Source organism: Candidatus Manganitrophus morganii (assembly GCA_021651055.1).
Classification (GTDB): Bacteria; Nitrospirota; Nitrospiria; order SBBL01; family Manganitrophaceae; genus Manganitrophus; species Manganitrophus morganii.
On sequence record JAJHOH010000001.1, the window covers coordinates 517,725 to 543,080 of the forward strand.

At 58.8% G+C, this 25,356-nt stretch carries 21 protein-coding genes; 4 read left to right on the forward strand and 17 right to left on the reverse strand.

The window, feature by feature from the left end; translation table 11 throughout:
- The 3 genes from MCM46_02375 to MCM46_02385 all read left to right on the forward strand — a co-directional run bounded on the left by MCM46_02375 (position 1) and on the right by MCM46_02385 (position 2,860).
- Positions 1-390 carry a response regulator gene (locus MCM46_02375; GenBank protein ID MCG3110647.1) on the forward strand — a complete coding sequence of 130 codons (390 nt, stop codon included), beginning with the start codon at positions 1-3 and terminating at the stop codon, positions 388-390.
- A gap of 70 nt (positions 391-460) precedes the next feature.
- The gene (locus tag MCM46_02380; protein ID MCG3110648.1) at positions 461-2,086 is read left to right on the forward strand and encodes a hybrid sensor histidine kinase/response regulator; all 1,626 of its coding nucleotides are present in this window, start codon (positions 461-463) and stop codon (positions 2,084-2,086) included.
- Positions 2,087-2,095: 9 nt separating this feature from the next.
- Positions 2,096-2,860: a TrmJ/YjtD family RNA methyltransferase gene (locus tag MCM46_02385; protein MCG3110649.1), complete on the forward strand. Its 765-nt coding sequence runs from the start codon at positions 2,096-2,098 to the stop codon at positions 2,858-2,860.
- Here MCM46_02385 and MCM46_02390 read toward each other — a convergent pair.
- From MCM46_02390 to MCM46_02455, 14 genes are all read right to left on the reverse strand, one after another.
- A complete protein-coding gene (locus MCM46_02390) occupies positions 2,857-4,200 on the reverse strand; it encodes a cytochrome P450 (protein MCG3110650.1) in 1,344 nt (447 codons plus the stop codon). The genes MCM46_02385 and MCM46_02390 overlap by 4 nt on opposite strands.
- Before the next feature lie 15 nt (positions 4,201-4,215).
- Entirely contained in the window at positions 4,216-6,660 is a 2,445-nt protein-coding gene (locus MCM46_02395; GenBank protein ID MCG3110651.1) for an ATP-binding protein, read from the reverse strand.
- A 133-nt stretch (positions 6,661-6,793) separates the two neighbouring features.
- The gene (locus MCM46_02400; protein ID MCG3110652.1) at positions 6,794-9,982 is read right to left on the reverse strand and encodes a PAS domain S-box protein; all 3,189 of its coding nucleotides are present in this window, start codon (positions 9,980-9,982) and stop codon (positions 6,794-6,796) included.
- 103 nt (positions 9,983-10,085) lie between these two features.
- Positions 10,086-12,680: an ABC transporter permease gene (locus tag MCM46_02405; protein ID MCG3110653.1), complete on the reverse strand. Its 2,595-nt coding sequence runs from the start codon at positions 12,678-12,680 to the stop codon at positions 10,086-10,088.
- 12 nt (positions 12,681-12,692) lie between these two features.
- The gene (locus tag MCM46_02410) at positions 12,693-13,373 is read right to left on the reverse strand and encodes an ABC transporter ATP-binding protein (GenBank protein MCG3110654.1); all 681 of its coding nucleotides are present in this window, start codon (positions 13,371-13,373) and stop codon (positions 12,693-12,695) included.
- Between the two features lie 78 nt (positions 13,374-13,451).
- Complete coding sequence (locus MCM46_02415) at positions 13,452-14,552, reverse strand: chemotaxis response regulator protein-glutamate methylesterase (GenBank protein ID MCG3110655.1); 1,101 nt, start codon at positions 14,550-14,552, stop codon at positions 13,452-13,454.
- Complete coding sequence (locus MCM46_02420) at positions 14,534-15,439, reverse strand: protein-glutamate O-methyltransferase (GenBank protein MCG3110656.1); 906 nt, start codon at positions 15,437-15,439, stop codon at positions 14,534-14,536. The genes MCM46_02415 and MCM46_02420 overlap by 19 nt, the downstream gene beginning before the upstream one ends.
- The gene (locus tag MCM46_02425; GenBank protein ID MCG3110657.1) at positions 15,439-15,957 is read right to left on the reverse strand and encodes a chemotaxis protein CheW; all 519 of its coding nucleotides are present in this window, start codon (positions 15,955-15,957) and stop codon (positions 15,439-15,441) included. The genes MCM46_02420 and MCM46_02425 overlap by 1 nt, the downstream gene beginning before the upstream one ends.
- A 36-nt stretch (positions 15,958-15,993) precedes the next feature.
- On the reverse strand, positions 15,994-16,803 hold the full coding sequence (locus MCM46_02430; protein ID MCG3110658.1) for a hypothetical protein: 810 nt from the start codon (positions 16,801-16,803) through the stop codon (positions 15,994-15,996).
- Positions 16,804-16,860: 57 nt separating this feature from the next.
- Positions 16,861-18,513 (reverse strand): methyl-accepting chemotaxis protein, encoded by a 1,653-nt coding sequence (locus MCM46_02435; protein ID MCG3110659.1) that lies wholly within the window; start codon positions 18,511-18,513, stop codon positions 16,861-16,863.
- 249 nt (positions 18,514-18,762) lie between these two features.
- Positions 18,763-20,439, reverse strand: a complete 1,677-nt coding sequence (locus MCM46_02440) for a chemotaxis protein CheA (GenBank protein MCG3110660.1) — start codon at positions 20,437-20,439, stop codon at positions 18,763-18,765.
- 9 nt (positions 20,440-20,448) lie between these two features.
- Positions 20,449-20,946: a chemotaxis protein CheD gene (locus MCM46_02445; GenBank protein ID MCG3110661.1), complete on the reverse strand. Its 498-nt coding sequence runs from the start codon at positions 20,944-20,946 to the stop codon at positions 20,449-20,451.
- Positions 20,943-21,713: a GAF domain-containing protein gene (locus MCM46_02450; GenBank protein ID MCG3110662.1), complete on the reverse strand. Its 771-nt coding sequence runs from the start codon at positions 21,711-21,713 to the stop codon at positions 20,943-20,945. The genes MCM46_02445 and MCM46_02450 overlap by 4 nt, the downstream gene beginning before the upstream one ends.
- A 16-nt stretch (positions 21,714-21,729) precedes the next feature.
- The gene (locus MCM46_02455) at positions 21,730-22,101 is read right to left on the reverse strand and encodes a response regulator (protein MCG3110663.1); all 372 of its coding nucleotides are present in this window, start codon (positions 22,099-22,101) and stop codon (positions 21,730-21,732) included.
- 203 nt (positions 22,102-22,304) lie between these two features.
- On the opposite strand from MCM46_02455, the gene MCM46_02460 reads away from it, so the two are divergent.
- Complete coding sequence (locus MCM46_02460; protein MCG3110664.1) at positions 22,305-22,955, forward strand: arylesterase; 651 nt, start codon at positions 22,305-22,307, stop codon at positions 22,953-22,955.
- Between the two features lie 28 nt (positions 22,956-22,983).
- Here MCM46_02460 and MCM46_02465 read toward each other — a convergent pair whose 3' ends face one another.
- From MCM46_02465 to MCM46_02475, 3 genes are all read right to left on the reverse strand, one after another.
- Positions 22,984-23,799: a DUF3108 domain-containing protein gene (locus tag MCM46_02465; GenBank protein MCG3110665.1), complete on the reverse strand. Its 816-nt coding sequence runs from the start codon at positions 23,797-23,799 to the stop codon at positions 22,984-22,986.
- Positions 23,800-23,987: 188 nt separating this feature from the next.
- Positions 23,988-24,872 carry a GTPase Era gene (era, locus tag MCM46_02470; protein MCG3110666.1) on the reverse strand — a complete coding sequence of 295 codons (885 nt, stop codon included), beginning with the start codon at positions 24,870-24,872 and terminating at the stop codon, positions 23,988-23,990.
- A gap of 80 nt (positions 24,873-24,952) precedes the next feature.
- Positions 24,953-25,270: a septum formation initiator family protein gene (locus MCM46_02475; GenBank protein MCG3110667.1), complete on the reverse strand. Its 318-nt coding sequence runs from the start codon at positions 25,268-25,270 to the stop codon at positions 24,953-24,955.
- Positions 25,271-25,356 lie beyond the last annotated feature (86 nt).

The following is a 25,356-nucleotide window of genomic DNA, read 5'->3' on the forward strand; positions in this document are numbered from 1 at the left end:
ATGCCGATACGGATTTTATTGGTCGAAGACACGCCGGTGAACATGTATGTCCTTCAGCGCGTCTTCAACAAGGAAGGATTCGAGGTGCTGGAGGCGACCGACGGGAAAGAGGCGGTCCGCAAAGCCGAAAAGGAAAAACCCGATATCGTCCTGATGGACATGCGTCTTCCCGGCATGAGCGGGTACGAAGCGGTGACCCTCCTCCACAAGAAGATCCCCTCGCTTCCGATCATCGCCGTGACCGCCGACGCCCTTCCGGGAGACCGGGAGTGGTGCCTGAACCTCGGATGCGCCGATTATTTTTCCAAGCCGATCAAATACCGGGAAGTGATCGACGCGGTTTATCGAATTATCAAAGACGGCGACAATCGATCGACCGCAAACGCTTAAGAAATGTGAGCCGACGGAAATGAGCCAAGCCGATTCAATCAACCCATATTCTGAAGGAGGAAGAGAGAATATGCCGACCGTTTTAGTCGTGGATGATACCGAAACCAATCGGTATATCCTGGAGAAAATTTTAAAGACCGAGGGCTTCCAGGTCATCTCCGCCGAAAACGGCGCCCAAACCCTGGCCCGCGCCGCCGAGGACCGGCCCGACCTGATCCTCCTCGACATCAATATGCCCGACATGGACGGGTTCGAAGTTTGCCGGCGCCTCAAAAAAAATCGACAGACCGAGGTAATTCCGGTCATCATCGTCTCCGCCACTTATTACGATCTCGAAAGCCGCATCCGCGGCATCGAGCTGGGGGCGATCGACTATTTGACGCAGCCGGTCAACAAAGGGGAGCTGTTGGCCCGCGTCCACAGCAACCTCCGGTCAAAATACTATTATGACCGGGCGGTCAAAGATGCAGAGCGCTTCAAGCGGATGACCGAGGTCGGGAATCTTCTCTTCGCCTCCCTCTCAAGCGGCCCATTTCCTTCCGAGATCGCGACGAAGATCATGCAGATGTTCGACGCGGCGGGAGCCGCCGTCCTCTTTCGAGACCGGTCGGAGGGGCACTTCCGCTGGACGATGACCGGCGGTATTTTTGCGGGACTGGAGAGCGACCCCGACGCACTCACGGGGGAAACCCAAGGGCTGCTGGCGCAGGTGCTCTCAAAGCAGCGGCGGACGGTCCTCTCTCGCGCCGAGGTCGCGGCCGATCCTTCTCTTGGAAGAATCTTGGCCGGAAAGGAGTTGGAGGGATTGGTCCTCTCGCCGCTCTCCTACCAAACGTACACCAAGGGGGTGCTGCTGATCGCCCTTCGCAGGCCGCTCCTCTCCCCCGAGGAGGAAGATCCCCTTGAGATTCTCTCCTCCCGAATGACCGCCGGACTGCTGAACCGGGAGGCCTACCAATATCTTCACCGGACGAACGAAGTTCTCACCCGGACCAACCTGAAACTTCGAGAAGAGACGATGCAACACCAAACCTCCATCTCCTACACCTCTCACGACCTGAAAACGCCGTTAAACGCCATCATGGGATTTGCCTCGCTCCTTCGGGACGGAAACATGGATGACGAAAAGAAAAAGTCGGCGGTCGAGCGGATCCTCACCAATTCGAAAGACCTTCTCCGGATGCTCGAAAAAGGGCTCGACCAGTTCCGCTCCAAAGCGACCGAGGCGGCCGAGGTCGATCTGAGCGAGCTGGTCCGGGAGCAGATCCAGAACGAGCTGATTCCCCTCCTCTTCGGGAAGGAGGTGGAGGCGGAGAGCCGGATTGAGCCGGGGGTGCGCATCCGCGTCTCCGACCCGGATCTGATCAAACATATCCTCTCGAATCTCCTGTCCAACGCGGCCAAGTTCACCCCGACCGGGAGCATCCAGATCCGGGTTCGGAAGGCGAAGGAGAAAGAAGAAGAGGGGGCTCAAATCGTCGTGACGGACACCGGGATCGGCATCGAGGCCGACCGGATGGCCCGCATCTTCGACACGTTCAGCCACACGTCTGGATATGAAGGGACCGGGATCGGCCTCACGATCGTCCACCACATCGTTCAACGGCTGCGCGGAAAGATCAAGGTGAAAAGCACGACGGGGGCCGGAACGCAATTTACCGTCTGGCTCCCTCGACACTCCGATTCGGCCGGTTGATCGATCCCCGTGAACAACGCGCCTCCCCTTGATTCATCACGGCACGACCGGATCACCTTCTGCCTCGTTGCGCCCGAAAGCCCCGGCAACATCGGAAGCGCCTCCCGCGCCCTCAAGAACATGGGATTCAGCCGCTTGGCGCTCGTCTCCCCGACCGATCCGCGCGGCGAGGAATCGATCCGGATGGCCTACCGCTCCCGCGAGGTGCTCGACGAAGCGGGGCTCTTCCCCGATCTCTCCGAGGCCCTCTCCGAAACGGAGTGGGTTGTCGGCATCAGCGGGCGAAAGAGAACAGGGGCCGGCGTCGAATCGATCGAGACCCTGGCCCCGGAAATCTGGGAGCGGGCCGGCCGTCAAAATGTCACATTGCTCTTCGGTCCGGAAGGGACCGGCCTCTCCAACGAAGCCCTCTCCCGCTGCCACCGAACCACCTTCATCCCGACCGGCCCCCGTTTCTCCTCGCTGAATCTCGCCCAGGCGGTCTTGCTGGTCGCCGCCGCCCTCCACCGGGCAAGCGCCCAACCTGCCTCCTCCGATCCGAACGGCCGGCCCGCGCCAGGGATCGCCTCTGTTGCCGAAACGGAATCTTTCTTTCATGAGATGGAACGGACGCTGGAAGAAATCGGCTTTTTGAAACCGCCTGCAAAGAAAAAAACGATAAGAAGGCTGAGGGAAATTTTGATGCGGGCGGAGGTTGACTCGGAAGAGGCGAAGCTGTTGCGGGCGATGTTCCGGCAGATGCTCCGGGCGGCGGAAAAAAAGAAGTCGAACTAACGCCGCTCCGCCGTCATCATCATTCCGTGTTTGGGCCGCAACGTGATCAGCGGTTGAAGCACCACCGGATGGCCAGGAACCAATCGCAGCCGCCAGCGTTGGGCGAGGGTCGCAATCAGGAGAATCCCCTCCATCCAGGCGAACGATTCGCCGATGCAGACGCGGGGGCCGCCGCCGAAAGGGAAATAGGAAAACTTCGGACGGACCGCCTTCGCCGCCGGCTCCCAACGCTCCGGGTCGAACCGGAACGGATCGGGAAAATAGCGCGGATCGTGATGCATCACATATTGGCTCATCAGGACGATCCCCCCCTTCGGGACGACATACCGGCCGACCGGGTAATCGCGAATCGCCCGATAGCCGAGCAGCCACGCGGGAGGATAAAGCCGCATCGATTCGGCCAGCAGCTTCTCGGTATAGGTTAACTTCGGCAGATCGTCGACCGCCGGGAGCCGCCCTCCCAGCGCGTCGATCTCGGCGTGCAGGCGCGCCTCCGCGCCGGGATGTTGCGACAGCAGATACCAGGTCCAGGTCAGCGCATTCGCGGTCGTCTCATGTCCCGCCAGGAAGATCGTCATCGCTTCATCCCGAAGCTGCCGGTCGGTCATCCCGCCGGTTCCCCCTTCCTCGTCGGTGGCGTGAAGGAGCATCGAGAGGAGATCCCCCCGGTCTCCTTCGCTCGCCCGCCGCTCGGCGATCATCCGGTAGACTGTTTCATCCAGGCGGCGCTTTGCTTTTCGAAATTTGAGGGTGCTCGGCACCGGCAGCTCCGCCAAAAGGTCGGCGAAAGGAAGGGTAAACCGGTTGAAAAATTCGACCGAGACCGACAGCGCCCCCCCGATCTCCTTCGCCTCCGACTCGGCCTCGGTATCGAAGAGGGTCTTCGCCGCGACCATCATCGTCAGGTGCATCATCTCCTTTAAGACATCGAACGGTTTCTCCTCCTCCCAGCGCTCCCGCATCCGGACGCCGTAGCCGGTCATCATCTCGCCGTAAGCTGCGATCCGCTGCCGGTGGAAGGCCGGCTGCGCGATCCGCCGCTGGCGGCGGTGGAACTCCCCCTCGCTGGTCAGAAGCCCTTCACCCAGAAGGCGCTTCGCCCACTGAAGTCCCCGCCCCTTGATAAAGCTGCGGTGATCGACCGTTAAGACGTTTTTGATGAGGTCTGGATGGTTGAAAAGAAACAGCTCTTGCGATCCGATCTTGAAGCGGGCGATATCCCCGTACTCGCGGGAAAGCCGCATCAGGAAATCGATCGGATCGCGTCGAAAAGGAAAAAGCTGCCCGACCAGCGGCGTTCCCGGCGGGCCCGGCGGCGTGTTGGGATGTTTCGGAGTCATGCGGTAGAGGATACCTTAAGCGGCCTTTGATCTCAAGTGGGGCATCTTATAAGGAAGGATCACCTTGAAGGTCGCCCCGGCCCCCAATGCGCTGGCCACCCGAACCGTCCCCCCGAGCAGTTCGGTGAACTTTTTCACGATGGAGAGCCCCAGCCCCGATCCTTCATAGGATCGGGTATCGGAAGGATCGGCCTGGTAGAACGGCTCGAAGAGATGCGGCAGATCCGGCGCGCCGATTCCGATGCCGGTATCGGAGACTTCGATGCAAGCGCGCTGTTCCGCCGAATGATCCGAGAGCCGAATCGTCACCGAGCCTTGGTCGGTGAACTTGATGGCGTTCGTAATCAAGTTGGTGACGATCTGCTCGATCTTCTTCGAATCGGAGTGAATCGGCAGCGGGCCGTCCTCATTGATGAACGCCACCTTCAAGCCTTTCTCCTCTCCCATCGATTTGAGATTATCGACAATCGCGCCGACCACATCAGCGAGGAACACCATCTCCGCCTCCACCGGCATCTGTCCCGCCTCCATCCGGTTGAGGTTCAGAAGATTATTAATCAGTTCAAGCAAAATGTGGGCATTGTAGTAGATCCGGTCGATCCGTTCCGCTCCCTTCGCGGGATCTTCAGCGACATTCGGACGCTTCAGAAGACCGGAATAGCCGATGATCGCATTGAGAGGGGTCCGCAACTCGTGCGAGATGATCGAGACAAAGTTCGATTTGGCCCGGTTCGCCTCCTCGGCCTCCCGCGTCTTTTGCTTGAGGACCTCTTCCCCCCGCTTTCGTTCCGTGATGTCTTCAAAGGTGGTATAAACCTGATAGGGCTTCTCTTCTCCGGGCTGAAACTGCGGGACGGCATTGATATTCACCCAGCGATAGGCCTCCTCCTGGGGATGAAAGATTCCCATCACCACATTTCGCACCGCTTTTCCGGTTCTCAACGCGACGATCGCCGGGTGGGTCTCTTCCGGAAAGTGGGCTCCATCTTCGTGAATCGCCCTCCAAGTGAGATCAAACGAAGTCCTCCCCGGCATCTGATCCAACTTCAATCCGAGGATCCGCTCCGCGGCCGGATTCAACGATACGATTTTTCCCCATGCATTGTGATAGACGACCCCCTGCGCCATCGTCTCGAACAGATTGCGGTATTTTTCTTCCGACTGCCGCAGAGATCCTTCCACCCGTTTGCGCTCCACAATTTCTTCTTGAGCGGCGCGGTAGAGTCGCGCGTTCTCGATGGCCAGCGCGGCCCGGCGGGCGAGGTCTTCCGCCAAGGCGAGATCGGTCTGGTTGTATCGCCTCCCCGATTCCGCCGAGATAAAAGTAATCGCACCCAAAATCCGATCGCGGCCCGCGATCGGAACCACCATGACCGACGTTGAATGCATCCGCCGGATCAAATCTAAATGCTTCTCATCCGAAGCGGCTTGCTGCAAGAGAGGATCGGAGACCTCCGGGTAGAGCTCCGGTTGACCGGTCCGTATTACCTGCGGGGCGCCGAAGGCCACCTTTTGATTGAGCGGTTGACGCTGCAGCTCTTGAGCAAGGAGGCTCTTAGACGGATCGGCTTGCGCGACGGCCAACCGGACGATCGACTGTTCTTCTTCGACCATATCGATTAGGCACCAGTCGGCAAAACGGGGGACAACCAGGTGTGCGACGCTGGAGAGGGTGGTTTTGTAATCGAGCGAGTTGGCCAGGAGCGCCATCACCTCGGCTTTCATCAACTCCGCCTGCCGGGCGGTGCGCCGATGCATCAGCTCCTGCTCGATGACATAGGCCGTGTGCGCCGTCAGGATCACCCGCTCCGGATTGTCGTCGGCCCCGGGGGTCCCGAAGCCGAGCGCGCCGATGCCGTTTCCGTTCAGATGAATCGGCGCGCCGGTGCAGGTATAAGCATGAAAAGGCCGCACGAAATGCTCCATCTCGATGATTGAAATCGCCTGATCTGCCGATAAAGCCGTTCCTGCGCCGTTGGTCCCCACTTGCCGCTCGGACCAATCGTAACCCGGAATCAGGTGGAGTTTTTCACGAAGTTCGGAATCGTTCCCGGTAACGTAGAGGACGATGCCGTCGCGGTCGATCAAAAACAAAACGTGCGGGAGACGGGTCCATGACGAGGAGATCCAATCGAGGTGGAGCGCGGCGATCTCGATCAGCTCACGATTCGATTCGAGCCGTCGCTGAAGGGTCTCCTCCGCAATACGTTGGAATAAAACCTGCTCCGGATTGACACCTTGGGCGCGACATCGCTGCCACGATTCCAGGATGACGCTTCGCGCCCCCTCGGGTAGAATACCCTCTGTAAATTGCTTCCACTGTCTATGAACGGCGTTTTCCTGATTTCGATCGCTGCGCACCGGAGGAATTTCTTGGGTCTCTTGTCCGGTTTGCTCTGTGGTCTCCGCACTTCGAAGGCCCTTCATCGACCGCAGCTTTTCTATATCTCGATCCATCATCCATCTTATCCTCCTTATCCTCTTTATCCTCGCCTGGGATCAACCCAAGCTCATCTCTCGAACGTAAATCATCTAATATATCTATATTACGCTTACGAAAATAACGGTTCAAGAGGAGGGAAAACACGGAGAATCACACTGGATGTTTACGTTCATAGGGAAGGGAGAGGGTGAAGGTCGTTCCGACCCCCAATGTACTCGCTACCCGGACGGTTCCGCCGAGCAGGTCAGTAAACCTCTTTACAATGGAGAGCCCCAGCCCCGTTCCCTCATAAGAACGGGTATTGGAAGGATCGGCCTGATAGAACGGCTCAAAAAGACGCGGCAGATCCCCTTCGTCGATGCCGATGCCGGTGTCGGTGACTTCGATGACGGCCCGTTGCTCCGCCGAGCGGTCCGACAGCCGCACCGTCACCGAGCCGTGATCGGTAAACTTAATCGCATTGGAAATGAGGTTGGTGACGATCTGCTCGATCTTCTTCGAATCGGAGTGGATCGGCAGCGGGCCGTCTTCATTGATGAACGTCACCTTCAGCCCCTTCTCCTCTCCCATCGATCTGAGATTATCGACAATGCCGCCGACCACATCGGCAAGAAACACCGTCTCCGCATCGACCGGCATCTGCCCCGCCTCCATCCGGTTGAGATTCAGCAGATTGTTGATCAGCTCCAGGAGAGCCTGCGCATTATAATAAATGCGGTCGTTCATCTCGATTCGCTTATCCGAGTGTTCTGAAAATTCAGGACGCTTCAGGAGACCGGCGTAGCCGATGATGGCGTTGAGCGGCGTCCGCAGCTCGTGCGAGATAATCGACACAAACTGTGATTTAGCCCGGTTCGCCTCCTCCGCCTCGCGCGTCTTTTGCTTGAGGGTCTCCTCCATTCGTTTCCGATCGGTGATGTCGCTCGAGATGCCGCAGATCCCATACGGTTTTCCCGCTTGATCGATTAAAGGAACCTTCATGGAAAGGTAAACATGAGTGCCGTCCGCCAATGGAACCTCCTCTTCGAATTCCAAAGGGATTCCCCCTTCAATTACTTTCTTGTTATTGGCCTGAAAGGCATCGGCGACCTTCTTCGGGAAAACCTCATAGATCGACCTGCCATGCGTCTCTTTATTCTTTAAACCGAAAAGCCCCTCAAACTGCCGGTTGATTAAAATGAACCGGTTCTCGATGCTCATGAGATAAACCACGGCCGTCGTATTATCGAGAATCGTCTGGAGCTGTTCCCGGCTGTTCCGAAGCGCCGCTTCCGCCTGCTTGCGCTCGGTGATGTTCGCCGCCGCGCCGATCAGCCGCGCGACACCCCCTTGCTCATCCATGACGGCAAAAGCGCGCTCCTCGATCCAGACGACGGCCCCGGTGTCGGGGCGGATAATGCGAAACTCGGAATGGTAGCTCCCCCCCTCCGTCGCCACTTTTTTGACCATGGCGGTGTGGCGCTCCCGATCCTCGGGATGAAGCAGCGACCAACCCTGTTCGGCGTATTCGATGGCCGAAAGACCGTAGATTTCCTTGAAGCTCTCTGTGGTGTCGACCCGGTTGGCGTGCGGATCCCACTCCCAGACGACAATCTGCGCAAACCGGGCGGCGAGCTCTCGTCGCTCCTCACTGGTGCGCAGCCGCTCATGGGCCCGCCGCAATTCTCCCTCCGCCTGCTTGCGCTCGGTGATATCGTTAAAGAGGATGGCGACTTTTCGCTCTTCAGGCCCCCCGACGCGGAAGGCGTAAACATCATACCAGCGGTACAGTGCTTCGGCCCGGTTTTCAAAACGGACCGGCATCCCTGTCAGCGCGATCCGGCCATAAATCTCAAACCAGTACGCTTCATGTGTGGGGGCAAGCGATCGCATCGTCTTACCCACGGCGTCCCGCAGGCCGGTTTGTTTTTCGAACATCGGATTGGTTTCCAAAAAGCGGTAATCAACCGGCTTATCGTTTTCGTCGAACAACACTTCGATAACGCAAAAACCCTCGTCGATAGAATCGAAGAGCGTCCGGTACCGAAGCTCGGATTCACGCGAGGCTTCCTCCGCTCGCTTGCGCTCGGTAATTTCCCGCTGGGCCGCGCGATAGAGCTGCGCGTTCTCAATCGCCAGCCCCGCGCGACGGGCGAGATCCTCAGCGAGTGCGAGATCGACCCGGTTATAGCGCCGGCCAGATTCTGCCGAGAGGAAGGTAATGGCCCCCAATACCTGACCCCGGCCGGGAATCGGGACCACCATGCCTGATGTTGCATTCATCTGCCGAATAAGCTTGAAGTGCGCCTCACTGGAGGCACCTCCCCTTTTTTGGGAATCAGAAATCTCCGTGTAGAGCTCCGATCGGCCGGTCCGTATCACCTGCGGAGCGCCATAAGGGACATCCGGATGAAGGGGTTGATGCTGTAAGTCGCGAGCGAGGGTGCTCTTGGAAGGATCGGCCTGCGCGACGGCGAATCGGACGATCGACCGATCCGCTTCGACCATATCGATGATACACCAATCGGCTAATCGAGGGACAACCAGGTGTGCAATGATGGATAGCGTGGTTTTATAATCGAGCGAGTTGGACAGGAGCATCATCGCCTCGGCTTTGATCGACTCCGCTTGGCTTGCGGTCTGCCGATGCATCAGCTCCTGCTCGATGACATAGGCCGTGTGGGAGGTCAGGATCATCCGCTCCGGATTGCCGTCCGCGACAGGGGTCCCGATGCCGATCGCGCCGACGACCTCGCCATTTGCATGAATCGGAACCCCTGTGCAGGTATAATGATGAAACAGTTGAATGAAATGCTCCGGCCCCGCGACCGCGATCGCCTGATTCCCCGCCAGGGCCGTTCCGACCGCATTGGTCCCCATTTTCCGTTCGGACCAATCATATCCCGGAACCACATGGAACGACTCCCGCATCCGAGCGTCATTTCCGGCCGCATAAAGGACGATGCCGTCCCGATCGACCAAAAAGACGGCATGAAGGATCTGAGCCAATGAAGAGGAGATCCAATCCAGATGAAGGGCGGCAATATCGATCAATTCTCGGTTCGTGTCGAGCCGAGCCTGAAGATCCTCCGCGGTCATGCGACGGAGAGAGAGTTGAGACGGTTCCGGATCGATGCCGTCGGCGCGGCTCCGCCGCCACGACTCCAGGATCACCTTTCGCAGCGGCCCCTCGGGCGAAAGCCCTTGAAGAAACCGCTTCCACTGGAGATGGATCGATTCAAATGACGCTTCCCACCCTTTTTTCGACAAAGAGCGCTTGCGAATCCGATTTTTCTCGATGGGGTTCTTTAATTTTGACTGGGTCTTGCTCGTTCGGATGCCTTCCCGCTCGCGATCCATTCATCGATTCCCGGATGTGTCTGAGCTGATAGTTGTTAAGAGACTCTTTATTTATTCTACGGCATTAAAGAGGGTCATTCAATAGGATGACAGGGAAGGGGAATTACTCGGCGCGGAGAATCGCCAGCGGCTTTTGTCCCAAGATCCGGTAGGTCATCATGAAACCGGTCAGGAGGGTCAGAAGAAGGGTCGCGATCACCCCTTGCAAGAGGGAGACGCCATCAAACCGCCACGGCAGATCGAGAAAGAAGTGGACGATCCCCCAGGAAAGCCCGATCGAGAGGAGGCCGCCGACGGCGGCGGCAAGAAGGCCGAGAAGGCCGTACTCCACCGCCATGATCGCAAGCAGCGTCGGCCGGGTCGCCCCGAGGGTTTTGAAGAGGGTCATTTCGTGAAGCCGGCGGGCGCGGGTCGCCGCAATCGCGCCGGAGAGGACGATCAGCCCGACGGCAAAACCGAAAAGAGCCATGAACCGGACCGTCCGGGTGATCTCTCTGAGGATTCCGGCGATCGTCTCCAGGATCTCCCGCAGATGGATGACGGTGACATTCGGAAAGGCGCGGATGACGGCGTTCTGGATCGGAAGGTCTTCCGCAGGGGTCGTCGTTGCGGTCGCCACATAGGTAATCGGCGCGCCGTCGAGCGCCCCCGGCTCGAAGATGAAGAAGAAGTTCGTCGAGAGGCTTCCCCAATCGACATCACGGATGCTCGTCACCTCCCCCTCGATCGGAACCCCTTGGATATCAAAGGTGACCTTCGAGCCGATCCTGATCCCGAGATGCCGCGCCGCCTCCGCCTCCGCCGAGATCCGGGCAACCGCGCCGTTGGGATTCCCGCCTTCCCACCAGTCGCCTTTGCGGATCGTATTGTGCTTCGGAAGATCCCGTTGGTAGGTCAGGACATACTCCCGGGTGAAATACCATCCGTCGGGGCGCTCCTCGGCCTGAATCTCGGAGACCTTCTGGCCGTTTAAATCGAAAAGCCGCGACCGGACCAGCGGGGTCAGCTCGACCGGCTTTTTTAGGTCCCACTTCGCCATGATCGTCTCGAACGGCTCTTTTTGGTCGGGCTGCAGGTCGATAAAAAAGAGACTCGGCGCATCGTCCGGAATATTCTGTTGAAGATTCGCCAGGAGATTCTTCTCCACCTGCAACAGTGTGAGGAGAATCAACACGCCGATCCCGATCGAAAGGACCACCGTCATGATTTGCCGTCCGGGGCGGGTGAGATTGCCGATCCCGTAGCGGAAAATCAGCGGCCGGGGGCGGCCGAAGATGCGGATCAATCGTAACGCCCCCCAGGTCGCCCCGAGCAGAAGGACGACCGCCGACGCCACCCCGCCGATCACCCATCCTCCCAACCGCCACGACCCCGCTTGCCAGATCGAGAGCCCGGCCCATCCGAGGACAATGAGGAGGCCCAGCGCGAAGGAGCGGGATGAGAAAAAAGAGAAGAACCTTTTGGAGCTCTCCCCGATCGCCTCCCGCCCTCTCCCGGGCTCTCCAAAAGAATCTTCCACCTCCTGCCGGAAGACCCGCGACGGCGCGATCCGCCAGACTTTTTGAAGCGGCCAGAGGGAGAAGAGGATGGTCGTTCCCACCCCCATGGCCACGCCCCGGAAAATCGGAAGAAAAGACATCTCGAAAGCGAAGCCGGGGGGAAGAAATCGGGTGAGAAGCCCGAGCAGCGATTGATACATCGCCACCCCCAGGCCGACGCCGAGGAGGCTGCCGACGGCCCCGAGAAAAGCGGACAGGAGGAGATAGATCAGAAGGACGGAGAAAGCGGGACTCCCGAGCGATTTGAGGATGGCGATCGTCCCGATCCGCTCGGTTAAAAAAGCATGGATGTTGCTCGCGACGGCGATCCCCCCGATCATCAGGGTGATCAAGCCGACGAGACCGAGGTAGGTGGTGAAATTCTCAAGAAACCGCCCGAGGCGGGGCTGAGACTCCCGGTAGGTCTTCAACCGGACCGATTCGCTCTTCCACCGCTCTTGTAATTCGGTTTTGAGGGAATCTGCGCTCCAAGGCTCCGGGGTCTGAAAGAGAATTCGCCGGTTGATCCGGCTCCCGGTCTGGACCAGCTTCGTCCGCGCCAATCCCTCCTGAGACAACATGACCCGGGGCCCCAATGTAAACGTTCCGACGGCCCGGTCGGGCTCTCTCCGGATGACCCCCTTGATTGTGAAGACAGCCTCTCCCAGCTTGAGCCGGTCGCCCACCTGAAGGCCAAGCCGAATCAACAGCCCCTCCTGAACCCAGGCCGCTTCGGGATCTTGAAACGGGTCGGAGGTCGGCGGATCGACGGCAAACCTCCCGTAGAAAGGATACCCCGGCTCAACCGCCTTTAACTCCACGAGCTGCGACTGATACCCTTGCGGCGCTTCTTGAGAGGAGGGGTCGGTGGCGGCCATGCCGATCATTTCGGTGATCCGGACCAGCCGAATTCCTTGGCCGGTCAAATCGGCCAGCGCCGCCTCCCCCTCCGGCGACAACGGCTGCCTTAACCGCGCCTCCAGATCGGCCGTGAGGAGATTGCGCGCCTCGTGGAAGGTCATCTCTTCCAGGTTGGCCGCGATGATGCCGACCGCCACGATCGACCCGACGCCGAGGGCGATCGAGAAGAGAAACGAGAGGAAATGCCGGAGGGAGCCGCGCGCTTCGCGCCAAATCATTTTGAAAATGAAAAGGGCCATGTCAGACTTTCGTTATCCTTCGTTCCTTAACTCATCCCCCACGACCTTCCCGTCGCGCAGCGAGAGGACCCGCTCGGCCCGGGCCGCCAGCGACGGATCGTGGGTGACCAAAATCAGCGTGCTCCCCTGATCGCGGTGAAGCTGAAGAAGGAGATCGATGACGCGGGCGCCGTTGGCGGAGTCGAGATTGCCGGTCGGCTCATCGGCAAGGAGAAGGGCCGGCTTCGCCGAATAAGCCCGGGCGACGGCGACCCGCTGCTGCTCCCCGCCCGAAAGCTGGACCGGATAATGATGTTTCCGATCCCCCAGCCCCACCGCATCGAGAAGACGGATCGCTTCCCGGTCGGCGGCGCGCTCCCCCCGAAGCTCCAGCGGGACCTGGACGTTCTCCAGGGCGGTCAGCGTCGGGATGAGATGGAACGACTGGAAGATCATTCCGACCTTTTCCCGGCGGAGGCGCGCCAGATCATCTTCGCTCAACGCGGAGAGGGAGACGCCGTCGATCCGGATCGATCCGGAGGTCGGCCGGTCGAGTCCGGCGATCAGCCCGAGCAGGGTCGACTTGCCGCTCCCGGAAGGGCCGACCACCGCCACAAATTGCTTGGCGGGAACGGAAAGATCGATCCCGTCTAAAATGGTGACGGTCCTTCCGCCGCTGGTGAGTTGCATCGTGAGATTGGAAATTTCAATCATGGGCGCTCCTCGTCCTCAAACACAAGCTCGTATTATACACCAGGCGGAAAGGAAGGAACAGAAGCGGAAGAGATTCGTTTACCGAGCCAACTTCTTAAGGAGGAAGGTTGATATCAAAGGAAGAGGGAGAACCTCATCGACGGCCCCCCGGGCGATCGCCTCCTTCGGCATGCCGAAGACGACGCAGGTCGCCTCGTCTTGGGCGACGGTCGCCCCCCCCGCCTGTTTCATCTCCAGGAGACCGGCCGCCCCGTCGTCTCCCATCCCGGTCATGATGACGCCGACCGCGTTCGGCCCCGCCGCCTTGGCAACCGAGCGGAAGAGGACATCGACACTCGGACGGTGGCGGGAAACCGGCGGGCCGTCGACGATCTCCACGGCGTAATGAGCGCCGTCGCAGGTGAGGAGCATATGATGGTTCCCCGGCGCGATCAAAGCCCGGCCGGGGATCACCCGATCCCCGTGCGCCGCCTCCTTGACCTCGATCTCGCAGCGCTGGTTGAGGCGATTGGCGAACGCTTTGGTGAAACCCTCCGGCATATGTTGGACGATGACGATCCCGGGGGCGTCGGGGGGCATCGCTTCGAGGCATTCCCGGAGCGCTTCGGTTCCCCCGGTGGAGGCGCCGATGGCGACAATCTTGTCGGTTGTAAAGGTCAGCGGACGCCTACTCCCCGGCGGGAGGATGACATCGGCGTTTTGTTTCTTTCCCGACGATCGGAGGGGCGACGGAGAAGGCCGGAGGCGCGCATGGGCCGCCCCCCGCACCGTCTCCGTCAAAGCGCGGGCCGACTCGGAAAGAAAATCTTTGACCCCCATTTTCGGCTTGGTGATGATCTCGACCGCTCCCTCTTCCATCGCCCGAAGCGCCGCTTCCGACCCCTCTTCGGCAAGGCTGGAGCAGATCACGACCGGAATCGGATCTTCGGTCATGATCTTTTTGAGAAAGGTTAAACCGTCCATCCGGGGCATTTCGAGGTCGAGGAGGATCACATCGGGCCGGGTCTGCTGCATCTTGCCGATGGCGATCAACGGATCGGCCGCGGTGACGACGTGAATGTCCTTCTCCCGCGAGAGCAGGGCGATCATCGTCTGGCGGACGACGGCGGAATCATCCACCACCAACACATTCAAAAAACGCCGCGCTCCGTTTTCCATCGTCATGATTTTCCGCTCCATTCGGCATTCCCCCGGCTTCCCCCCTTCACGTAGACCGTCGGGAGGACGCTCCGGACACGATCGGCCAATCCGGTGAGGCTCTCCGCATGACCGATAAAGAGATACCCCGTCGGCGAGAGCGCGCGGAGCAAGCGGTCGATGACGCGGCGTTTCGATTCGGCGTCAAAATAGATGAGAACGTTCCGGCAAAAAATGAGGTCCAGCGGTCCTGAGGTGGGATAGACTTCTTCGTTGAGATTGAGCCGCTCGAATTGAACGATGGAGCGGATCTCCGGGCCGGCCTTGATTTTCCCCTCTTGGCTCCCGGTCCCCCTCAACATAAAAGGTTGAAGATAGCGGGGCGGGATCTCCTTCGCCTTTTCGATCGGCCAGACCCCCTTCCGGGCCCGCTCCAGCGCGCGGGTGGAGAGATCGGTCGCCAAGACTTCGATCCGCCACCCGGAAGTGAAAGGGAATTGAAGCAGCAGGCTCATCGCGAGGGAGTAGGGTTCCTCCCCGGTGGAGCAGCCGGCGCTCCAGACCCGGATCTTTCGGGGTCGCCGTCCCGACTCCCCCTCGCGGGACCACTCCGGCAGAAGCCGCCGTTCGAGAAACTCGAATTGTCCCGGCTCGCGGAAGAAATGGGTCTCGTTGGTGGTGACGGCGTCAAGAAGGAGAATTCGCTCCGCTTCCCCCTCTTGAAGGACGAAGCGGTAGTAAGCCTCGAAAGAGGGGAGGCCGAGCTCCCGGAGCCGGCGGGTCAACCGACCGGCCAGCAGCGTGTTTTTGACTGAAGAGAGGTAAATGCCGGCCTCTTTGTAAATCAGCTCCTGAAAGAGAGAAAATTCCCGTTCCGTCATCGGCCGAAGCGCGATCCGCTCCCGCGCCGGCCTCTCTCCCTCTTTCATCACCGTCCCGGCTCGCGCTCTTCCGCAGGACGCGGATCGGACCCGGCCGCTTCCTGGAGCGACGCCACCACTTGCAGCTCGTCGGCGGATAAAACGCGGTCGGCGTCCAAAATCAAAACGAATTTCTTCCCGGCCTTCCCCATCCCTTTCAAATAATCGGTTCGGATCTTGGTTCCGAAGGCCGGCGGCGGGGTCACCTGCTCGGGAGAGAGCGCCATCACCTGGCTGACGGCATCGGCCATGATCCCCATGACCGAACGCTCCCCTCCCAGATCGACCTCGACGATCACGATACAGGTCCGCTTGCCGACCGGGCTTTCCGGGTGTCCGAACTTCACCGCCAGATCGATCACCGCCGCCACGCTCCCCCGAAGGTTGATGACCCCCCGCACCCAGGGAGGGGTCATCGGAACCTTCGTCAGCGCGTCATATTCGATAATCTCCTTCACCTGGAGAATATCGATCGCATATTCCTCTCCGGCCAGATGGAAGGTCAGGTACTGCATCTGATGGGTCATCTGATTCACGATTTTATCCTTCCTCGCCAGAAAGTGTTAACGGGCCGGCCGGGCTTCTTTCGGAATGCCGACCGGGCCGACCGACATTCGCTGGCTCATCATGGAGCTGATCAACGCCAGCCCGAGGACAAGCAGGGTCGCAATGCCGACCCCCCATGCCAGCGAGGAGCTGTTCATCCCCGTCGCGGAGGCCGCCGACGCGGTCGCCGAGGAGGCGGTCGGCATGAAATTCGACGCCATCATCGCCGTATAATGGAGTCCGATGATCGCCCCCCCCATCACGAAGGCGCTGATTCCCTTTTGAAGCATCCCGATCCCCCCCGTCTCGTTACGCAGATGGAAAGAGAGCCAGAGGGCGACAACCGACACCACCACGGCGATGACGACGGAGAGAAGGAAAAAAACCGGATCATACGAAACGGTCGCATCGACCCGCACCGCCCACATCCCGGAGTAGTGCATGACCCCGATTCCGACCCCCATCAAAACCCCGCCGAGCAGCAACTGGGTGAGCCCCATCTCATTGCGGCTGACGATAAAGAGGGCGATCGCCGAGGCGATGATCGCCGCGATCATCGAAAAGATCGTCACTCCGATATCATACGAGATCGGAACCGGAAGGCTGAAGGCAAGCATGCCGATGAAATGCATCGACCAGATGCCGATTCCCATCGCAGTGGCCCCTCCCAGCAACCACGCGGTGCGCGACCCTCCCTGCGCCGCCGTGACCCGCCCGGCGAGGTTCAACGCCGTGTACGATGCCACGATGGCAACGATAATTGAAAGAACGACCAGCAGCATGTCGTAGCTGCTCGTCATGGCCATATTCATCCCTGTGTTTAACATTTCATACCTCCTTTCATATCTCCTTGCTTGGTGTTGTTACCGCATTTCCTTATTAGATTAGAAACGCTTGAATTCATGATCGTGCTCTTCCGCGGGGGTCGCCCCGTTTCCCTCCTCGCTCCGCCTTCCCTCCTTCATCCCCGCGAGTGAAGCGGCCCGCTCCTTCGCTTCCTGTAACAGGAGCTCCTCCCTCTCATGCGCCGGAGCCGTTTCGATGAGATCATGACGTTGTTCCCCCATCTCGTCTTTTCCGAACCGGAAGTAGGCCATCAGCTGTTGTAATGCAATTGCCTGAGAAGACATCTCCTCCGCCGTGCTCGAAAGCTCCTCCGCCGCCGCGGCATTGCGCTGGGTCACCTGGTCGACCTGTCCCATCGCCTTGTTGATCTGCATCACCCCCGACGATTGCTCCCGGGAGGCCGCCGCCACCTCTTGGACCAGCTCCGCCGTTTTCCGGATCAAAGGGACCAGCGCGGAGAGCATCTCTCCCGCGCGCTCCGCCATCTTGACGCTGGAGCCGGCCACCTTCCCGATCTCCTCCGCCGCCGTCTGGCTTCGCTCCGCCAGCTTTCTCACCTCGGTCGCCACCACGGCGAATCCTCTTCCATGCTCTCCGACCCGCGCCGCCTCGATCGCCGCATTCAGGGCGAGCAGGTTCGTCTGATAGGCGATCTCCTCGATCACCGAGACCTTCTCCGCGATCTCCTTCATCGCGTCGACCGTTTCCGTCACCGCCTTTCCGCTCTCCTCGGCATCCTTCGCCCCTTTGACCGCCATCTGCTCCATCTGCCGGGAGTTGTCGGCGTTCTGCGTGATGGAGGCGCTCATCTCCTCCAGGCTGGAGGTGACCTCTTCCACCGACGCGGCCTGCTCGCTCGTCCCCTTCGACACCCCCTGCGACGAGGCGGAGACCTGCGACGAGGCGGAGGTCAGGGAATCGGCTTGACTCCGGACCTGCGTGATGATCTGTCTGAATTTCGAGATCATGACATCCAAGGCAAGCAGGAGCTGTCCGACCTCGTCTTTCGAGGTGACGTCGATCCGGGCCGTCATCTCGCCCTGGGCCACCTGATTGGCGACATCCACCGCCCGGCCGAGGGGGGTGGTAAAAGAGATGATGAGGGCGATCGACAATCCCGCCAAACAGACTACGCAGACGAAGCTGATGATGGCGATGATCACCATCAACATCCGTTCATTGTTGTCGGCCTGAACGAACGCGGCGGAGATGATCGATTCATTCTGGCGGATGACGGCGTTCAGTTTCTCGGCCAGGTCGTCGTATTTTGCCTTGACCGCCTCGGGGAAGGCGCCCCTTCCCCTCCCTTGCAGCGCGGCCTGTCGCGCTTCGGAATAATAACCCTGGAACATCCCGATCATCCGGTCTATCTCGGACGCCGCGATCTCCCGATTTTCCTTCCCGCTCTCCAGCTTTTTGATCAATTCATCTTGAATCGCTTCGGCGGTTTTGAGCTCCTCTATTTTTCCGGCCGCGACGACCTCTTCCAAGGCGAGATGAAGCGCGCCAAACGACTTCTGCAGCTCCTGGCTCAATCGCAATGCGGGATAGTAGCCGGTCTCGATCCGATCAAACAGCGCTCTGTTCTTGTTCCCCATGAAGAGGACGACAAGAATCATGATGACGAAAGCGACGGTCGCCAGGATGGGCAAAAGAATTACTTTCGATTTCACCGTCATATCTTTAAACATCTCTACCTCCTGCAAAGGGCGTTAAGAAAAACCGTACAACGGAAGACCGTTCATCAGCGGCCCGGAGCCACTTCCATTGAAGCTCCCCGCCGCAAGCAGCGGGGAATGTGCAGTTATAAATCGGGTACGAAGTACTTCTACTCACATCGCGAAGCCATCTTCGACCCGAAAGGAAAAAAATCTATTTGTATTCGCGCGTCTAACCCTCGCCCCCAGGGGGCGGGGAATGCGACGCGCGTGCGTGTTCACTTACCCGGCGATTCTCTCCGGTCGGCGTTTCACCGCCTCACGCAGCAATCCCGGCACATCCAAAATCAGCGCCACCCGTCCGTCTCCTAAAATCGTCGAGCCGGAGATCCCCGGAAGGCCCTGAAAAAGCTTTCCCAATGATTTGATCACCGCCTGCATCTCGCCTTGGAGGAGATCGACCACCAAACCGGCCTCCTTCCCTCCCGAATTCACAACCACCACGCTCTGCCGGCGGGGCGGGCTTCCCCCCAGATGGAACAGTCTCCGAAGATGCAGATAGGGAAGGGGCCTCCCGCGAAGGGAGATCACGCCGTCGCCGTTCGGATGGACGCTCTCCTCCCTCGGCAGCTCCACACATTCCGTGACCGCCTCGAGGGGAAGGATATAGGTCTCGGAGCCGACCCCCACCGCGAACCCTTCGATGATCGCCAGGGTCAGCGGGAGCCGAAAGGTAATCGTCGTCCCCTTCCCCTCTTTGCTCTCGACCGAGATCGATCCGCGCAAGGCATCGATGTTTCGTTTGACGACATCCATCCCGACCCCCCGTCCGGAGAGATCGGTCACCGCTTCCGCGGTGGAGAACCCGGGCTCGAAGATGAACCGGTAAACCTCCTCGTCCGACAGCCCCTCCGCACTCGCGATCATCCCCTTCGAGAGGGCCTTCTCGATGATCCGCCGCCGGTTGAGTCCCGCCCCGTCGTCTTCGAGCTGGATCACGATGCTTCCCGCGTCATGGAAGGCGCGAAGGACCAGGCGGCCGCACGGATCTTTCCCGAGCGCTTTTCTCCGGTCGGGCGGCTCGATCCCATGGTCGAGGGCGTTTCGAATCATGTGAACCAGCGGATCTTTCAAATGCTCGATCACGGTGGTGTCGACCTCCACCTCCTCCCCTTCCAGGCTGAGGCGGGCGCTTTTCCCATGCGCTCTGGCGATATCCCGGACAGTCCTCAGATGCGGTCGAAAGATCGGGCCGACCGGAACCATTCGGATCTTCATCACCTGCTCCTGCAGGTCGATGAAAAGGCGGTTCGCCTCCTGATGCGCTTCCAGGAGATCCTCTCTTCTTCCTTTCCATTCCAGCAGCTGTCCGAGGCGTCCCTGAGCAATCGCAACCTCGCCGGCAAGATTCAACAGCCGGTCTAATCGATCGATGTCGATTCGGAGGGTCTTGGTCCGGTCATTCGTAAAATGGCGATCCCCTTCCCTTCTTCCCGGCTCCTTGCGGCGATCCTGCGTCGGAGCGTCGGCAGGGATCTCTTCTCCCTCCACGGCCGCCAAGGGAAGTCGCCGAAAAAAATTGAGGGCCGCCGAAGAGACCGTTCCGGCTTCGGTTTCCTCGGTGACGATCCGCCGGAGATAATCAACGGCTTGCAGCAGCAGACTGATCAGCCGATCATGGACCGGAAGCGTCCGGTTCCTCAACCGCTGAAGAAGGTCCTCGACGACGTGAGCCGACTCGGCCGTCTGGACGAAGCCGAGGCTTGACGCATTCCCCTTCAATGTGTGCGCCATCCGAAAGATTGTGTGAAAGAGTTCGTCATTCTCCGGCTCCGTTTCGAGCGTGATCAACAACTCTTCCATCTTGGAGAGATTCTCCTCCGCCTCCACCAGAAAGGTCTTCAGAACCATTTCCAGGGTAATATCCTCGGGACTCATCTCTTCCGGCTCTCGTTCCATCGATACCTCTTATAACGATTTCACCCAGACAACGCCGTCATCGGTCTGGAAGATCAATTTGCGGCCATACCGCCCCCCCACATCTTCCCCGACGATTCCTATCCCCGCTTCTTCCAAAAGCCTTCGGGCGACCCCGACGTTCTTCATTCCGAGATGGTTCTCACCCTCTTTAAAAGCCTCGATGACGCAAGCCCCTCCGAAGAGCTTGGCCACCAGCCGCTCCTTCACGCATCCGAGGGAGAGAAGACTTTCAATGAGGCACCGCACCGCCACATTGCCGTATCGAAACGACGCGGCGACACCCCCCGCCCAGTGGGGGAGGAGATAATGGTTGATTCCGCCGACCTTCAACAGGGGATCCCAGAGACAGACGGCCACGCACGACCCCAAAATCGTCGTCACCGCAGCCGGCTCGGAGGAGACATGAAACTGTCCGGGATGGAGGTAGACCTTCAAGCGCCCGCCCTGCGCCTCTCTGCCGGCGGGGCGGCCGGCGCTTTCACTCACGCCCCCCTCACCCCCGAGGTCACTCGCGCGTGAAGGCCCGCGCAATAGAGGGACATGGCGGCATGGGTCGCCAGAAGATCGAACATCTCCTGATCGATCGTTTCCAACGCCGTTTTATGCTGGAGTAACCTGAAAATAGCGATCACGCCGGTTACCTTTCCCTCCACCTTTAACGGAATGCAGGCGATGAGCGGCGTCCGTTCGGAAGAAGCGGGGTCCGCCCCGTTCTCCTTGGCGAGATAAATTTCCCCGGCCCTGACCGTCTCGCCGATCTTCCCCTCCCCGACCGGAATGCGCCCGTAGCGCGCCGTATCAATCCCCATCGAGGCGGTCAACGTAAGCATTCCCCCGTCATCCAGGTCGAAGATCGCAAATTCCTCGCAACCGACCAGATTGATGATGATCTCCTGGATGGAGCTGAGAATCTCCCTCCGGTCCAACGTTCCATGCAGGCGGTAACTGGCCACATAGAGATTGGCGAGGTTGGAATTCTGAACCTCGACCTCCAGGTATTTTTGGGAAAAGCTGTGGTTCTCCTCCCGAATCTCGGCCATTTGACGCTTCAGGGCATCTTCTTCCCTTCGACGATGCTCGATCTCGGCCCGCATCGTCGAAAGCGCCTCCTCGGAATCCCGCCCCTCTTTTTGCAGCCCCGCCACCAGGTTGCGGAGCCGCTCGTTCTCCGTCAGAAGGTCCTTGGCAAAACGGCGCGTTTCTTCATGCACCTTCCAGACATATCCCTCTCCACCCTTCTCCTCTTCGCCCATCCGAATCCTCCCTGCGCTACTCGCCCAGATATGTCTTGACCTTCGACATCAACTCGACGCCGTTGATCGGCTTCGTCACATAATCGGTGCACCCGCTTTGATAGCCTTTTTCGACGTTGCCTTCCTCCCCCCGCGTCGTGACCAGGATAATCGGGGTCGATCGGGTCGCATCACTCTGCCGGAGCTGCACACAGGCCTCGAATCCGGTCATATTCGGCATCATCACATCCATGAGGATCAGATCGGGCCGCTCCGCCGCCGCCTTTTCGACCGCCTCCCGGCCGTCTTTGGCGGTCACCAGATCGTATCCCCCCTTCGCCAGGATCATCTTCTCCATCATGAGGATGGTGCTGGCATCATCCACCAACAAAATCTTCTTTCGTCCCACAATCCCCTCCCTTTTCTCTCCGCGGTCCACTTTCCGATCGTCACAGTAATGAAATCTAGCACATCTTTTTATTCCGTCAAGGAATACGATTAGATGGCAACATGAATTCACTTACCGATACAAACTTGATCAATCGCCCTGTTTATGACAAAATAATTTTTTGCAAGTCGCAGAAAAACAAGTTTCGGAAAGAGGGAGGAGAGTTGAAGCAAGGGATCGTTTTATTTTTACTGGTTTTTTTTCTTTTCGGGACGGCGGATGATCCCGGAAGGAGCCCCTTCTTTGCGGCCCATGCGCAGGAGCGGGAGCGGGTGATCGTCGCCTTCGGCGACAGCCTCACGGCCGGCCTGGGGGTCGCGGCAAGCGAAGGGTACCCGGCGGTGCTGGAGGAAAAGTTGAAAGAGGCCGGCTTTTCTTATCGGGTCGTCAATTCGGGGGTGAGCGGGGAGACGACCGCGGGGGGACTCCGCCGGGTCGATTGGGTCCTACGAAGCCGGCCGGAGATCGTCGTTTTGGAGCTTGGCGCCAACGACGGGCTGCGCGGGCTCGACCTGATTCAAACCGAAAAAAACCTTGCCGGCATTATCGAGCGGCTCCAGGAAGCCGGGGTGGAGGTGATTTTGGCCGGGATGAAGATGCCGCCCAATTACGGGAAGGAGTATACGGAAGGGTTTGAGAGGATTTTTCCGAGACTCGCCGCGCGATACCGGCTGACGTTGATCCCGTTTTTCCTAGACGGGGTCGCCGCGCAATCGAATCTCAACCAGGCCGACGGCATCCATCCGACGGGGCAGGGTTACCGCGTCATCGTCGATCGAATCTGGCCGATCATCAAACCGTTGCTGAAAAAATAAGAAAGAGGCCGGAAAAGAGAAGGACGGATCAAAACGCTTCGGCGGTGAGAGGATGCTCCTTCCCTTCCCGTTGCGAGGAGAGAAGCACCGTGATCACCCCCCGCTTGCTTTCCGTCTGCATCAAAACCGGAACCCGCTTGTCGTCCTCCGTAAACCAGATAAAAACGCGGCCTTTGCTTGAGAGGGGGCCTTCTTTCGGGAGGGCCGTCTCGACTTTCGTCGTTTGAAAGGTCCCGGCGGGGGTCGTTACACGCTGCCTGGATAGACTCCGGACCTCCAGCTTGCCGTTCTTTTCGCTCTCATGGATATCGATGGAGATCTCCTCGCCGGTATCCGGAAGCGGCTGTGTTCTGAAAAAGTAAAGCGAGCTCAAGGAATCTTGAACCCGAGGCGGAATTTCGAATGTCTCCGCTTCATTGTTCTTCCACTGAACCGCGCGATGGCCGACTTGATCGAAAGTCACCACCTTTTCTTCCGTCTTTCTGCGCCGCTCCTTTCGGATTTCAATCCGGTGCGAATAGAGGCCCTTCATATCCATGTAGGACTCCACCCGATCGTTGATCGGAACGAGAAGGGAAAAAAAACCGCTCGATTTCACCTCGGAGATCAGGTGATAGACCGCTCTCCCCTCCAGGATCGTTTCCTCCACCTTCATGACCGCCTTCCCCACCTTGGTGTCATTGAGCAGGACATCGTAAACGAACCGCTCGCCGGGGGCGAAGGGAACCGGCGAGGCGTATGAGACGGGGGGGATGGCGCCGAATGCGCCGGGAGTGGTCCTCTCCAGCGTCAAGGCGGGAAAAAGGATCAAGAAAAAAAGGAGGGGGGCGACACGTTTCGTCATGATTTTTCTTCCTTCCGATGAAATAAATTGGAGCGTCTGTCGATGGAGAATATCGAGAACCCGCCCGATCGTAAGGAAAGAATATCAGATCACGATCTCATCGGCATTCGGAAGAAAGCGTAGTTTTCATAAGAAAATACCCTAAAGAAAGGAGGATAAAGACCAAGAGGGTCTGGCCGAGAAAACCTTCAGTATCCCATTTCGGTCAAGAAGGCGTCATTCTTCCCCCACCCCTTTTTGACCTTGACCCACAACTCCAGGAAGATGCGGGTCCCGAGGAGGGTCTCCAGCTCTTCCCGCGCCTGTTTTCCGATCTCTTTCAGCATCTGACCCTTCTGCCCGATCAAAATGCCTTTCTGGGAATCCCGCTCCACGAAAAGGGTCGCTTGGATCGTGATGAGATTCTTCTCTTCCTCCTCTTTGAACGTATCGATGTAGACGGCGACGGCGTAGGGGATTTCTTCGTGGGTCTTTTGAAAGACCTTTTCGCGGATGATTTCGCCGGCCAAAAAACGGACCGGCTGATCGGTGACCAGATCCTCCGGAAAAATCGGCTCTCCTTCGGGGAGATAGGAGAGGGCGGTGGGAACCAAGCGGTCGATGTTCTCCCCGGTAAGGGCGGAGATCGGGAAAATCTCCGAAAATTGGGTCTTCTCGTTATAAAAAGAAAGAAGCGGAATCAATCGATCTTTCTTCACAAGATCGATTTTGTTGATCACCAATACCTTCGGCGTCTTGATCTGCTGCAAGTGTTCGGCGATGAATCGGTCCCCCTCCCCCGGCTCCGGATCGGGCTCGACCATGAAAAAGATCAGGTCGACCTCCTGAAGTGATCCGATCGCCGTTTGGACCATCCGCTGGTTCAGCTTGTTCCGGGCCTTATGAATTCCGGGGGTATCAAAGAAGACCATCTGCCCTTCGGGAAGGGTCTTCACGCCGACGATTCGGTTGCGGGTCGTCTGCGGCTTGTCCGAGATGATCGAAACCTTCTGACCCAAGAGGTGATTGAGCAGCGTCGACTTCCCGACGTTGGGACGACCGATAATTGCGATAAATCCTGAACGGTAAGACATCTATCACCACAAAAAAGAAGAGGCCACCCTTCGGATCGCCTCAATCATAAAACGGTCACCCGATTTAGATCGGATTCCCCTCAGTCATAAAATTCATAGATCAGCTCTCCCTCTTTTGCCAGCCCCAGACGGTCCCGGGCGATCTGCTCGATGGCATCGGAATCGGTCTTTAATGTCTTGATCCGCCGGCCGAGCCTTTCATTCTCCTCCCGGAGCGCTTCATTCTCTCTCAGAAAGTGCGCATAGGTCTGCTTCATCTTGATGAATTTCAGCAGCCCCATTTCGCCGAAAAGAAGGGAGAGAAGGAGATAGCCGTTGGCGACGAGGGCCATCGCGCAAAAGAGGCGTTTTAGACGGCTCTGCCGATGCGCGACTTCCCCTTTAGTCCGATTTCTCATAAGAGAGAGCACACGTGAGGTGTTAGGCGTGTAGCCCAGAAAATGGAGCGGCCACTAGAAGCGTGAGGGGTAAAAGATGAAGGTCT